Origin of the sequence: Synechococcus sp. R6-5, assembly GCF_047461775.1 — a bacterium.
Classification (GTDB): domain Bacteria; phylum Cyanobacteriota; class Cyanobacteriia; order Thermostichales; family Thermostichaceae; genus Thermostichus.
Window position 1 is genome coordinate 1 of sequence record NZ_JANSHV010000168.1, and the last position, 13,165, is coordinate 13,165.

At 59.2% G+C, this 13,165-nt stretch carries 9 protein-coding genes and 1 tRNA gene; 7 read left to right on the plus strand and 3 right to left on the minus strand.

Going from position 1 to position 13,165, the window contains the following annotated elements; translation table 11 throughout:
* Positions 1-166: 166 nt before the first annotated feature.
* On the plus strand, positions 167-1,291 hold the full coding sequence (gene gcvT, locus NW818_RS09410) for a glycine cleavage system aminomethyltransferase GcvT (RefSeq protein ID WP_414413391.1): 1,125 nt from the start codon (positions 167-169) through the stop codon (positions 1,289-1,291).
* 9 nt (positions 1,292-1,300) lie between these two features.
* On the opposite strand, the gene NW818_RS09415 is transcribed toward gcvT, so the two are convergent.
* A complete protein-coding gene (locus tag NW818_RS09415; RefSeq protein WP_011432772.1) occupies positions 1,301-2,260 on the minus strand; it encodes a sigma-70 family RNA polymerase sigma factor in 960 nt (319 codons plus the stop codon).
* 926 nt (positions 2,261-3,186) lie between these two features.
* Here NW818_RS09415 and NW818_RS09420 point away from each other — a divergent pair.
* The 5 genes from NW818_RS09420 (at position 3,187) to NW818_RS09440 (ending at position 11,294) form a co-directional block, all read left to right on the plus strand.
* Positions 3,187-3,561, plus strand: a complete 375-nt coding sequence (locus tag NW818_RS09420; RefSeq protein ID WP_011432773.1) for a DUF1257 domain-containing protein — start codon at positions 3,187-3,189, stop codon at positions 3,559-3,561.
* 23 nt (positions 3,562-3,584) lie between these two features.
* The gene (locus tag NW818_RS09425) at positions 3,585-4,700 is read left to right on the plus strand and encodes a pentapeptide repeat-containing protein (RefSeq protein WP_414424402.1); all 1,116 of its coding nucleotides are present in this window, start codon (positions 3,585-3,587) and stop codon (positions 4,698-4,700) included.
* A gap of 111 nt (positions 4,701-4,811) precedes the next feature.
* Positions 4,812-7,187, plus strand: coding sequence for a phosphoketolase (locus NW818_RS09430; protein ID WP_414424403.1), 2,376 nt, complete (start codon positions 4,812-4,814; stop codon positions 7,185-7,187).
* A gap of 173 nt (positions 7,188-7,360) precedes the next feature.
* Positions 7,361-8,407, plus strand: coding sequence for a phospho-N-acetylmuramoyl-pentapeptide-transferase (gene mraY, locus NW818_RS09435; RefSeq protein ID WP_414419529.1), 1,047 nt, complete (start codon positions 7,361-7,363; stop codon positions 8,405-8,407).
* A gap of 295 nt (positions 8,408-8,702) precedes the next feature.
* Positions 8,703-11,294 carry a DUF3536 domain-containing protein gene (locus NW818_RS09440; protein WP_414424404.1) on the plus strand — a complete coding sequence of 864 codons (2,592 nt, stop codon included), beginning with the start codon at positions 8,703-8,705 and terminating at the stop codon, positions 11,292-11,294.
* Positions 11,295-11,336: 42 nt separating this feature from the next.
* Here the strand turns inward: NW818_RS09440 and NW818_RS09445 are convergent.
* Positions 11,337-11,410 (minus strand) — tRNA-Pro (locus NW818_RS09445).
* A 143-nt stretch (positions 11,411-11,553) separates the two neighbouring features.
* On the opposite strand from NW818_RS09445, the gene NW818_RS09450 reads away from it, so the two are divergent.
* Positions 11,554-12,009, plus strand: a complete 456-nt coding sequence (locus tag NW818_RS09450) for an HHL1-like protein (RefSeq protein ID WP_414375395.1) — start codon at positions 11,554-11,556, stop codon at positions 12,007-12,009.
* Here the strand turns inward: NW818_RS09450 and NW818_RS09455 are convergent.
* A complete protein-coding gene (locus NW818_RS09455) occupies positions 12,006-12,917 on the minus strand; it encodes an alpha/beta fold hydrolase (protein ID WP_414424405.1) in 912 nt (303 codons plus the stop codon). The two genes, NW818_RS09450 and NW818_RS09455, sit on opposite strands and share 4 nt — an antisense overlap.
* Positions 12,918-13,165 lie beyond the last annotated feature (248 nt).

The window sequence follows — 13,165 nt, forward strand, 5'->3', positions numbered from 1 at the left end:
GCAGGGCTTTACGGCGTTTTTTCGGTAAAACCGCAGGGAGCGCTCAAGGTTGCCGACGCGGATCATGGTGTGGAGAAGGCGCATGGCACAAGCTCCGAGAAATGGGCGATGCTGCACTTATTTTAGTCTTTGACCTTTTAGTCTTTAGACCGCTGAGGATCCCTTGATGAGCCAAACGCCTCTGCAACGCACCCCCTTGTTCTCCCTTCATCAAGCTTTGGGGGCGCGATTTGTCTCTTTTGCCGGCTGGGAAATGCCGCTGCAGTATCGGGGAGTGATAGCAGAACATCGGGCAGTGCGGGAGAGGGTGGGGACATTCGACATTTCCCACATGGGCAAGTTCACCCTCTGGGGGCCGGAGCTGGGATCCCACCTCAGCCGTCTGGTTCCCAGCGATCTGAGCGCCGTTCCTGTGGGATCCGGTCGCTACACCGTCCTGCTCAATCCACTGGGGGGCATTTTGGATGATGTCATCTTCTACCGGCATCCACCGGAGGGTGAGCTGGAGCACTGGAGCGTGATCGTCAATGCAGCTACCCGGCAGAAGGATTGGGATTGGCTCAACCACCACTTCCAAGGGATCCCCGGAGTCAACCTTCAGGATCACTCCGACACTCGGGTCTTGTTGGCGGTGCAGGGGCCGGCAGCCGAACAGGTTCTCCAGCCCTTTTTGGAGGGATCCCTGAAGGCTTTGCGCCGGTTTCAGCACGGTCAGTTTGCCGGAGCGGCAGGAGCCTTGGGAGAGTCTATCTTCGTGGCCCGCACTGGCTACACCGGAGAAGATGGCTTTGAAGTTATGCTCAGCCCCGAAGACGGCATCCGCCTTTGGGAGCAACTGATTCAGGCCGGCGTACAACCCTGTGGGCTGGGCTGCCGCGATACCCTGCGCCTGGAGGCTGCCTTCCATCTTTACGGGCAGGACATGGACGAGAGCACCACTCCCTTAGAAGCCGGCTTGGGCTGGTTGGTGAACAACCCAGGGGACTACATCGGCAAGCCCGCCATCGAAAGCCAACGGCAGCAAGGGATCCCTCGCCACCTGGTGGGGTTTCGCATGCTGCATCCGGCCATCCCCCGCAGCGGCTATGCCATCTACGCTCCCAACTCCCCTGAGCCGATCGGACGGGTAACCAGCGGCACCCATTCTCCCAGTTTGGGCTACGGCATCGGCTTGGGCTATGTCGCTCCGGCTTGGGCCAAGGTGGGATCCCGGCTGGAAATTGAAATTCGGGGGCAGCGCCAGCCTGCCGAAGTGGTGAAAAAACCTTTCTACAGTGCTGCGCACCGCTGACGCAAACGGTTACAGGTTCCCGTTAACCCAGGGTTTGGCAGCTTTGGGCGTGGAGTATTCCTGTTGCAGCCGCCGCAATTTCCGCAAGGCCCGCCGCTCAATTTGTCGGACTCGCTCTCGCGAAAGGCCGATGTGCTCCCCAATTTCCCGCAGCGTTAGGCCCCTCGATCCATCCAGCCCATAGCGAGCCACGATCACCTGTCGTTCTCGTTCACTCAGTTGGCCCACCAGCGCGCGGACTTCCTCTCGACGGGCAAGCTGGGTTAGGTGTTCAACAGGGTCGTTGTCTTCATCTGGGATGAAGTGCTGCAGCTCGGTGCCGTCTTCATCCCCTACCCCCACATTCAAGGAACGCATCTCTGCCATGTGGCGGGTGATCAGCTCCCGGTAGTTATCGCCAATATCCAGAGAATCAAAAACTTCTTCCGCTTGGGGACGGGATCCCCTTTCGGCAGATAACTCGCGGTAGCGCCGCTTCACCTGGGAGACCTTTTCGTACATGTGGGCCGGCAGACGGATCATCCGCCCCTTGTTTTGGATGCCCCGGTTCACGCTTTGCCGGATCCACCAAGTGGCATAGGTGGAGAACTTGTAGCCACGGGTGGGATCGAACTTTTCCACGGCGCGGGTGAGGCCGATGGTGCCTTCCTGAATCAGATCCAGAAACGGCAAGCCTCGATTGCGATAGCGCTTGGCAATCGACACCACCAAGCGGAGGTTACACTCCACCATTCGTTTCTTGGCTGCTTCCCCCTGCCGCAGGATCTGCTGCAGCTCTGCCAAGGGGATCCCCAGCCGCTGGCTCCAACCTTCCACAGACTCATGGGGCTGCCGTTGCTCCAAGAGCGTCACCATCCGCTGCACCTGGTGAGCCAGGCGGAGCTCTTCTTCAGCGGTGAGCAACGAGTAGCGGCCAATCGTCTTTAAGAAACGCCCCACCGCATCTTGCAAGTCAAGACTTTCTGACATATCAAACCCCACACCATAAATTCATGTCCTGTCAGAATCTCTACTTCTCCCGCTGCATCGGGCCCTCTTCCTACACACGAAGCTGACCTTTCTGCAAACAGCACCTTATTCATACCAGCACAAAAGCCTTTTCGTAAAGGCTTTGACTTCGAAAAATCTAATCCAGAACTCGGTGTTTGACTCACTAAATTTATTGAGGCTGCTTCACTAGACTCTATTAGGAGCGTCTAGCTGCCCATTTTGTTGATTAAAAACTCTACTAAAAGGGTGGCCGAGAAATTAACCATTTCATAAGCCTGGATTTAAGGCTTAGGAAAGTTACGAAAAATTGTTCTAAACAATCAACAAGTTTTTGATGCCAAATCAGATTGCTCATAAGCTAAGAAAGCAAATTTTTTCACTCATTTTGTTAGAACTAGAAATGGATATTTCTGTTTGCAGAACTATCGGAAGGGCTTGCTCGGCAGGGAATAGAAAGGTTCATCAGCAGGTTTTTGGAATGCCTTGAGGTGAATTTGGCACGTCATCGCCGACAACCTCAGCCGGAAACAGATGAGGACGGATCCCTGTGGGACGGGTTTTTGCTTCTGCCTCTAAACCTAGTGGAAGTTATCGCCAATACTCGACTTTGGACACTAGATGCAGATCTAAGATTTCTGTATCACCGAACACGCCAGGCGCGGATGCCTCAGCCTTGGTGCTCCGTACCGCTATCGCGAATGCCGCAGCGCGCGCCTACATAAGAAGGCAGGTCAGGCCAGCCCAGCGACCCTCCAGGCCCAGGTGTGTTGCACTCCTGCGGGAGAAAGGGGGAGCTGCGTTCCGCTCGCTCGACCCACCGCAGGATGGTTTACATTTCTTCCACCACCCCAAGGGCGCTTTATAGTGAGGATCCGGTCTCCATCGGTCAAAGGATTGGAAGGGCCATGTCTCACTTCACCACCCTGCAAGTGCAAATCAAAGACGCCGATCTCCTGGAAGAGACTCTGAAGGAATTGGGCTACGCTGTGCAGCGGAATGCCAGCCTGCGGGGCTATCTCTGGAACCGCACCCGCGCCGATCTGGTGATCCGGCAAAAGAATGGCTTCGACATCGGGTTTCGTCGCAACGGGGATCACTACGAGCTGGTGGCCGATCTGTGGGGGGCGGGCATCGATCCCAAGACCTTCCTGGAGCCGATTTTGCAGCGCTACGCCCACAAAAGTTTGCTGCGCTCAGCCCGTGAGCAGGGCTATACCATCGAGGCCGAAGAAGTGCTGGAGGATGGCACCATCCGCGTGGTGGTGGGGCGTTGGCTATAAGCCAGGTTCATCGGGATCTGCCCATGGTAGGTAAGCCTCAGCCGGCTGTCAGGACTGACCAGGGATCCCGGCCCCAACCTTGGGATCTGGTGTTGGGGGGGCAAACGGCAACCGGGAGCGCCCCGGCCCATGCCTTAGTGCTGGGAGGTCTCGAGGGGGCGCGGCGACGACTCGCCCATAGCGATGAAGCCGTGCGCTTAGCCACGCTATCCCAGTTGCTGCAGTACGGGTCGGCGGGCCTGGCCGAACTCATTGCAGCCCTCGCCGGCAACAGCTCTTGGGCGGTGCGGCTGGAAGCTTGGCGGCTGTTGTCTCAGCTAGGCCAGCCGGAGGCAGAACAGGCCTGTTGCACCTACAGCCCCTTTCGCCCGGTGGGGGGAGCGCAAGGGGTGATCGTGGCCTATCGGCGGGGGGAGCGGGATTTTGCCTATGCAGACCTGGAGGGAGCCGACCTTCAAGAAGCACGGCTGGGGGGGATCAACCTGTGGGAGGCCAACCTGAGGCGGGCCAACTTGCGCTTTTGCAACTTCAACGGCGCCCGGCTGCGGCAAACGGATTTGCGCCAAGCGGATTTGCAAGGGGCCAAGCTGAGCGGAGCCGACTTACAGGGAGCCGACCTGCGGGGATCCGACCTGAGGGGGGTAAAAGTTAGCGGCACCAGCCTGCGGGGATCCCGGCTTTCGGAAGAGACCCACCTGGAAGAACGGGTGCGCCACATTTGGCAGTTGCAAAACTGGGGGGGACAGGGGCAAGATTTCTCCGGCCAAGACCTGAGCAAAGCCGATCTGCGGGAACTGGTGCTCTGTCAGATCCGGCTGAGGGGAGCGGATCTGAACCGGGCGGATCTGCGTGGATCCAACCTAGAGGGAGCAGATTTGGGGGGAGCCAACCTACAGCGAGCGGACTTGCGGGGGGCCAACTTGCAAAATGCCGACCTGGAAGGGGCCAATCTCAGCGGCGCCGAGCTGCGTCAGGCCCAGTTTCAGGGGGCTAACCTGCGGCGGGCCGATGTCAGCGGGGCCAACCTAACCCAAGCCAACCTGGAAGGAGCTCAGATCGAAGGGTTAAAGCACAGCGGATCCCGGATTGCCGGCCTGATCTTTCCCGACGGCACCTCGATCAAGCCCTGGTGGTGGTAACAGGTGCCTACCGCTCACCCAATGAGCCAAATCCAAAGGAATCCCAAGATCCCCCGGCAATTGGGCAAACCCGGATCACCATAGGAGTAGAGATACCTATGGGGTACAGCTATGGTTCTGGCAGAACAGCTCTCGACAAAACCGCTCACCGCCGACGAGCTTCGCAAAATGGATGCCTACTGGCGGGCCGCCAACTATCTGTCGGTCGGGCAAATCTATTTGATGGACAACCCGCTGCTGCGAGAACCCCTAAAACTGGAACATGTGAAGCCACGCCTGCTGGGGCACTGGGGCACCACACCCGGGTTGAACTTCATCTACGTGCATCTCAACCGCATCATCAAACGGGAAAACCTCAACATCCTCTACATCACCGGCCCCGGCCACGGTGGCCCTGCTCTGGTGGCCAACACCTACTTGGAAGGCACCTACAGCGAGGTGTATCCCAACATCGGCCAAGACGCCGAAGGCATGCGCAAGCTCTTCAAGCAATTCTCCTTCCCCGGCGGCGTGCCCAGCCACGTGGCTCCGGAAACCCCTGGCTCCATCCACGAGGGGGGAGAACTGGGCTATGCCCTAGCCCACGCCTTTGGGGCTGCCTTTGATAACCCCGATCTGCTGGTGGCCTGTGTGGTGGGGGATGGAGAAGCGGAAACCGGCCCCTTGGCCGCTTCCTGGCATTCCAACAAGTTCCTCAACCCCATCCACGACGGAGCAGTGCTGCCGATTCTGCACCTGAACGGCTACAAGATCGCCAATCCCACCGTTTTGGCCCGCCTCAGCCGTGAAGAGCTGCAAAGCCTGTTTGTGGGCTACGGCTACAAGCCCTACTTTGTGGAAGGCTGCGAGCCGGCAGAGATGCACCAGTTGATGGCCGCCACTTTGGACACGGTGATCCACGAGATCCAAGAAATCCAGCAGCATGCCCGCAGCAAAGGGGATCCCACTCGTCCCCAATGGCCGATGATCATCCTGCGCACCCCCAAAGGCTGGACCGGCCCCAAAGAGGTGGACGGCAAAAAGGTGGAAGATTTCTGGCGCTCCCACCAAGTGCCCCTGGCGGATCTGGCCAAAAAACCGGAGCACCTCAAGGCTCTGGAGGACTGGATGCGCAGCTACAAGCCGGAAGAACTTTTCGATGAAAATGGCCGTCTGCTGCCGGAGCTGCAAGAGCTGGCTCCCAAAGGGGAAAAACGCATGGGCGCTTTGCCCCACGCCAACGGCGGCCTGCTGACGCGGGAGCTGAAAATGCCGGATTTCCGCCGCTACGCTGTCCCTGTCCCCCGCCCCGGCACCACCGAAGCCGAGGCCACGCGAGTGCTGGGGCAATTTTTGCGGGATGTGATGAAGCTCAACCCCCACAACTTCCGCCTCTTTGGCCCCGATGAAACCGCTTCCAACCGCTTGGATGCTGTGTTTGAGGCCAGTGACCGCACCTGGGTAGCTCCCATCTACGATTGCGACGAGCACCTCTCCCCCGATGGACGGGTGATGGAGATCCTCAGCGAGCACGTCTGTCAGGGCTGGCTAGAAGGCTACCTGTTGACCGGGCGACACGGGTTCTTCTCCTGTTACGAAGCCTTCATCCACCTGGTGGACTCCATGTTCAACCAACACGCCAAATGGTTGAAAACCACCCGGCACATTCCTTGGCGGCGGCCCATTCCTTCCCTCAACTACCTGCTGACTTCCCACGTGTGGCGGCAGGATCACAACGGCTTTAGCCATCAGGATCCCGGCTTTTTGGATCACGTGGTCAACAAAAAGGCCGAAATCATCCGCGTCTACCTGCCCCCGGATACCAATACTCTGCTCTCGGTGGCCGACCACTGCCTGCGCAGCCGCCACTACGTGAATGTGATCGTGGCGGGCAAACAGCCGGCCCTGCAGTACCTGGACATGGATGCGGCCATCAAGCACTGCACCCAGGGCTTGGGAATCTGGGAATGGGCCAGCAACGATCAGGGTTCAGAGCCGGATGTGGTCATGGCCTGCTGTGGCGATGTGCCCACCATGGAAACCCTGGCGGCGGTGGACTTTTTGCGGCAGCACCTGCCGGAGATCAAGATCCGGGTGGTGAACGTGGTGAACCTAATGAAGCTGCAGCCGCCCAGCGAACACCCCCACGGCATTAGTGACAAGGAGTTTGTCAGTATCTTCACCCCCGACAAGCCCATCGTGTTTGCCTTCCACGGCTATCCTTGGCTCATCCACCGCCTCACCTACCGCCGTCCCAACCACCACAACCTGCACGTGCGCGGCTACAAGGAGGAAGGCACCACCACCACCCCCTTCGACATGTGCGTTCTCAACCAGGTGGATCGCTTTAACTTGGCCAACGACGTCTTGGAGCGGGTGGATCGCTTCAAGTACCGGCGGGATCACGTCCAGCAGCTTATCCGGGACAAGCTGGTGGAGCACAAGCAGTACATCTGCAAACACGGGGAAGATCTGCCGGAGGTGCGCAACTGGAAGTGGCCCTATTGAAGGGATCCCCACTCAACTAACTTTCGCCTCTGAGCTCTGGCAGGATAGAGTTTTCTTGGGCTCTGCCTGCCGGAGTTTTCTGAAGTCTAGAGGTTGAGGGTGTGAGGGGTTCAGAAAGGGTGGATGCGGATACACTTCCTGATCTGGAGCTGGAAGAAACAGAGTGGGGCGGGATGGCGCTCTCGCTGGGGCTGGGTTTGGCCCTCTCGACCCTTGTGATTGGGATCCGCCCCCAGGTGGTCGTTCCTTTTGGGTTGAGCGCGTTGGGTTCGGCCCTGCTGGGATCCCTGCTCATCCCCGGGTTGCGGCGCTGGAAGGCGGGGCAAGTGATCCGCCAGGAGGGGCCCCAATCCCACCAGAAAAAAGCAGGCACACCCACCATGGGCGGGATCAGCTTTTTGCCCGTGGGGCTACTGGTGGCCGGGATCTGGAAAGGCCTACGGCCCGCTTACGCGAACGGCTGGGATCCCCATTGGCTGGCCGTCGCGCTGCTCACGCTGGCCTACAGCTTTGTCGGCTGGCTGGACGATTGGCTGGTGATCCGACAGCAATCCAACAAGGGGTTGTCTCCCAAACACAAGCTGTTGCTCCAGGTGGGAGTTGCCCTTGGGTTTTGTGTCTACCTGGCCTGGCAGGGGATCCCGACCAGTCTGACCTTGCCGGGGATAGGCACCCTCTCTCTGGGCTGGCTGTTCTGGCCCTTGGCCCTGTTTGTGTTGGTGGGCACCAATAATGCCGTAAACCTCACCGATGGTATGGACGGCTTGGCGGCAGGGGTGGTGGCCATCCTGCTGATTGGGCTGGGGCTCCTTCACAGGGATCCAGAGCTATCGGTGTTGGCTTTCACCCTGAGCGGTGCCTGCTTGGGGTTTCTGGTTCACAACCACCACCGGGCGCGGCTGTTCATGGGTGATACCGGATCCCTGGGGTTGGGGGGCGCTCTGGCCGGGTTGGCGCTGCTGGGGGATCAGCTCTGGGCCTTGGCCCTGATGGGGGGAGTGCTGGTGGCAGAGGCGCTGTCGGTGATGCTGCAGGTGGGCTACTTCCAATACACCAAACGCAAAACCGGCACAGGCAGACGGCTGTTGCGCATGTCGCCCTTGCACCACCATCTGGAGCTGGGGGGCTGGTCGGAGGTGCAGGTGGTGGGATCCCTCTATGGGATAACGGCGCTGCTGGTGGGGCTGGGCTGGGCCTGGTGGCACTGGACCGGAATGTGAGTTCGAGCTGGGGATCCACCGGGATTCCAATGGGGGCCTGACCTCAAACGGGTTGTTCGGCGTGGGAAATGGCCACCGGCAGATCGGCCCCCACCCGCTAAGTCCCGGGATCCCTTCTGTTGTGAGGAAAACGCAAAGATTACTGACCGATGTTTGTTCCCTGTCAAATTTCCAACTAAATCTTTTACATTCACCGTTGCAGATCGGGGATCGCTGTAACGTATGGATATGAACTTAAGTTAACATTGCCTTCCCCTGTAACCCAGTTGGAGGCCTCTAAAAGGAGTGTAATCTCATGATGCCGAGTGGCTCCAAAAATTCCGATAGGCCAGCGGCACAGTCAGGGCACAGCGATTTGGTCTCCGACCCGCCGATGCAAGCGGCTCCTTCTCCGGCAGGTGCTGCTGAGCTTTCCTCTGCGCGGCCGTACGTGGTGTTGCACGGCCATTTCTATCAGCCGCCCCGAGAGGATCCCTGCCTCAACCGCATTCAGCGACAGCCGAGCGCCAGCCCCTTTCACGACTGGAACGAGCGCATTTGGGCGGAATGTTACCGCCCCAACGCCTTTGCCCGCGTTCTGGATGACCAGGGAAGGGTGGTGCGTATTGTCAACAACTATGAATTCCTGAGTTTTAACTTCGGCCCCACTCTCCTCTCTTGGTTAGAGGAGCATGACATTGAAGTTTACCAACGCATTTTGGCCGGCGACCGCCTCAGCGCTGAGCGGCTGGAGGGTCATGGCAATGCCATTGCCCAAGTCTACAACCACGTCATCCTGCCCCTGGCCAACGAGCGAGACAAGTACACCCAGATCCGCTGGGGAATTGCCGATTTTCAACACCGCTTTGGGCGCCATCCCCAGGGGATGTGGCTGGCCGAAACCGCCATTGATGCAGCAACGGTCACGGCCTTGGTCGAATGTGGGATCCGCTTCGTCATTTTGGCCCCCAGCCAAGCGCAGCGCATTCGCCCCTTGGGACAAACCGAGTGGATCGATGTCAGCCAAGGCCAGATCGATCCCCGTCGGCCCTACCGCTGCTTTACCCCCGATCGGGAGGGGTACTTGGATATTTTCTTTTTCGATGGCCCCATTTCCCGTGACTTGGGCTTTGGGGATATCGTCTACAGCACCCACTCTCTGGCGGAGCGGATCCGTTCCGCTCTGCGCCCGGACAAAGAGGGGGAAGCCTATCTGGTCAACTGTGCCACCGATGGCGAGACTTTTGGCCACCACAAGCGGGGTGTAGAACGCACACTGGCCTATGCCTTTTGCGAGGAATTTCCCCGCCGGGGCTGGCAGGTGGGCAATTACAGCCATTTTCTCAGCCAACATCCCCCCACTTGGGAGGTGCAACTGAAACCGGTCACCGCCTGGAGCTGCGCCCACGGGGTAGGACGGTGGTCGCGAGACTGTGGCTGCGGAGCGGTGGGAGGGTGGCACCAACGCTGGCGGCAACCGCTGCGGGAGGCCCTCAACTGGCTGCGGGATCAGCTGGCCGAGATCTACGAGACGGAGGCCAGAGCCTACCTGCGGGATCCCTGGCTGGCGCGGGATCGTTACATCGAGGTGATTTTGGATCGGGAGCGCTGTGATGCCTTTTTGCAGGAGCACCAAAGCCACCGCCTCACCGCCGAAGATCGGGTGCAAGTGCTGCGCCTGTTGGAGATGCAGCGCTACAGCCAGTTGATGTTCACCAGTTGTGGCTGGTTTTTCGAGGAGCTATCCCGTCCTGAAGGGGTGCAGATCCTGCGTTACGCGGCACGGGCTATCCAGTTGGCGGCAGCAGTGGCGGATGTAAACCTGGAAGAGGAGTTTTTGCAGCGCCTGAGCAAGGCCCCCAGCAACCTCGACCTCTACAGAGACGGCAAGGGGGTCTATTGCGCCTTGGTGCGCCCCAGCTTGATCAGCCCGCAACGGCTGGTGGCTCAGCACGCCATGTTTTCCCTGTTTAACGGGATCCCCCGTTCCCAAGGATATGTGCTGGATCAAGTGGATCAAGAGCGCCTGACGATAGGCGGGTCGACACTGGCTATCGGGCGGGTGAAGCTCACTTTTCCCACCACCCGCGAAGAGCACGATCTAATCTACGCCGTGCTCCACCTCGGCGGCTGGGACTTTCAATGTGGCGTCAAGCCGTTTGCTGGGCGGCGCATCTACGAGCAGATAAAAGCGCGGCTGCTGGCCGGATCCCACAGCCGGATACAGATGATCCTGACCCTGCAAGACCTATTTGGGCCGGAAACCTTCGACTTGAACGCCCTCGACGACGAAGATCGGCAGCAGATGATGCGCTGGCTCACTCAAGATACCCTAGACCGCCTGGCCCAGCTCTACCGCCAAACCTACCTGGACAATTACGGGGTCTTGATGGCCTTTCGGGCCGACGGCCTGCCGATCCCGGAAGAGTTGTTGGCTGCCGCTCAGATCACCCTCAACCAACGCCTGTTGAGCAGTTTGCGGGCAATGGAAATGGAAGAGGGCAAGCGGGATCACCTGCTGGAATTGCGGGCAATTGTGCGCGAGGCCGAGCAGTTGGGGTGTCAGTTGCGGCGGGAAGAGGCAGCCCGGGTTCTGGATCGGCTCCTACAGCGGGGGATGTGGCACCTTGCCCACGCTTTTGAGCCGGAGACCTTCGGCGAACAGCTCTACAACCTGGAAGAATGGCTGCAATTGGCTGCAGACCTGCGCCTGCCCATCAACTTGGATCGCCTGCAAGAGCTCTATCTGACAGCGCTGGAGCGTCAAATTGGCCCGCGTTGCCCAGCTTGGCCCCAAGAAGACTGCCGAGACATTTCTGCCGAAAACCTGCACCGCCTCTTACAGGTTGGGCAGCGAATTCGGGTCAACGTCAATGCCTGGCTGCGTCACCTACACCCCCAAAATTAAACCCCCAAGATTAAGTTGAGAGCTCAGTGAACTTTAAAGCCATCGGGATGACAGGATTCGAACCTGCGACCCCTTCGTCCCGAACGAAGTGCGCTACCAAGCTGCGCTACATCCCGACTGACGGGCCCCTCTAACCACCCGCCGAAGCTCAACAAGTATAGCACGCCGGCTACGGACAATGAGGACAAGGGATCCCCAGCAGAGAAGGGGATCCGATCTGCGCTAAGCTGCAAAAATCCCCCCTCTCGTCAGCCCAAGTATGAATCCGTCTAAGGGTTTTCGCAAATCCAAGCCTGAGAAAAAACCGGCCAGCTCCAACACTGCCAAGCGTAAGGAAGCCGCCAAACGGTACGACGAGCTGAAAGCCAAGGGGATGCCGGAGTTCAACATCTTTGCCCGCCGTCGCCAGCCCGCGCCTGGCCAGCCCAATCCTTGGCTGCCGGTGGGATCCCTGGCAGTGGGGCGTTCCAGCGCCATTCACCAGGCCATTTTCCAAAACGAGGAAGAACTCAAAAAAGCAGCCGTCAGGCTGTTTCCCCGTCTCGGCAAGGTGAAAGATGACCTGGAGTTTGGGTTTCGCCTCAAGGACAAGGACTTCCAAGACGAGCCGATCCAGGTGGCGATCCGTCCCCAGCCCTCGCCCCTTCAAGTCTGGATGGCCAAAATCCGAGGTTGGTTGGGCCTCTCCGGCAAAGGAACCTCCAAAAAAGCTTAGACCGCCGCAAAGGCCCTGGGCAGCCAGCCCAAAATCAGAGGGTTGACCACCTCTGGGCGCTCGTCGTGGGGGCAATGGCCTGTATTGGGAATGGGCAAGAACTGGTAGTCGATCCCTTTCACGTGGTTTTGAAAGCCGCGACCCCGTTGAATGGGCGTCCAGGGATCCCCCTCTCCCCAGAGCACCAACAGCGGGCAGCGCACCTGAGGCAATAGGGCTTCAGGAGTTGGGCCGGGGGGAGCGGTGAGAATCGAGGCAAACACCTGCTGAGCGCCCACATCACAGGAAGGGGCATAGAGAATCTCCACCAGCTCATCCGTAATGGCGGCGGGGTTGCGGTACACCTGCTTGAGAGTTGCGCGAATACGCTGCCGCTGCCGCACCCGATCGAACAAAAACGGCCCCGTCACCGGAGAAGCCGCCAGAGCGGTGAAAACACTCATGAAAAGGCGGAAAATCGGGCTGAGCTCATGGGAGCGATGGTTCAACCCCCCGGCGCAGTTGAGCAGCACCGCCCCTGCCGTTAACTGGGGATGCCGGGCGGCCATGATCAAGCTGAGCAAGGCACCAATGGAATTGCCGATAAACACAGCAGGCTGCTGAATGTGCTGCTGCCAAAAATCCACCAGCAACTCCGCCCACAGATCCAAGGTGTAGGGGAGAGCAGGCTTGGCCGAGCCGCCAAACCCCAGCAAATCCAGGGCATAGACCCGGTATCCTGCCGCAGCCAGCACGGGGATGTTGTGCCGCCAATGGCCGATGGAAGCCCCAAATCCATGCACCAAGACCAGCGAGGGTCCGGATCCCTGCACCACATAGCGAATGGCATGTCCGCGCCAGCTCCAGACTTGGGGAGCAAAAGGAGCAATGGCATCAACCGCAGAACCGGCAGAAGAAGCAGTCAGCACAGCCTGAAAACAGACCCAGTCAAAGATGTAGGTAGAAACTCAGAGCCATCCCTGTTCATCATAGCTTCGGAATGCCTTTGTCTCCCGTCTCTACTGCCCTGCCTGCTGCTGCAGTTGCGGGTTCAGGTGCCGCCGAGGTGGGGTTGGGCCGGTCAACATGGGACGAAAGCATGCTGGACTTCTTGGGATCCCCGCCCTTGGCTGGATGGCATAGCACCCGGGGATCAGCTAGAAATCGCAGGAGCCCC

Bases quoted from the DNA above. Each gene is read 5' to 3' on its own strand.
- gcvT (WP_414413391.1), top strand. From the start codon at position 167: ATGAGCCAAACGCCTCTGCAACGCACCCCCTTGTTCTCCCTTCATCAA.
- NW818_RS09415 (WP_011432772.1), bottom strand. From the start codon at position 2,260: ATGTCAGAAAGTCTTGACTTGCAAGATGCGGTGGGGCGTTTCTTAAAG.
- NW818_RS09420 (WP_011432773.1), top strand. From the start codon at position 3,187: ATGTCTCACTTCACCACCCTGCAAGTGCAAATCAAAGACGCCGATCTC.
- NW818_RS09425 (WP_414424402.1), top strand. From the start codon at position 3,585: ATGGTAGGTAAGCCTCAGCCGGCTGTCAGGACTGACCAGGGATCCCGG.
- NW818_RS09430 (WP_414424403.1), top strand. From the start codon at position 4,812: ATGGTTCTGGCAGAACAGCTCTCGACAAAACCGCTCACCGCCGACGAG.
- mraY (WP_414419529.1), top strand. From the start codon at position 7,361: ATGGCGCTCTCGCTGGGGCTGGGTTTGGCCCTCTCGACCCTTGTGATT.
- NW818_RS09440 (WP_414424404.1), top strand. From the start codon at position 8,703: ATGATGCCGAGTGGCTCCAAAAATTCCGATAGGCCAGCGGCACAGTCA.
- NW818_RS09450 (WP_414375395.1), top strand. From the start codon at position 11,554: ATGAATCCGTCTAAGGGTTTTCGCAAATCCAAGCCTGAGAAAAAACCG.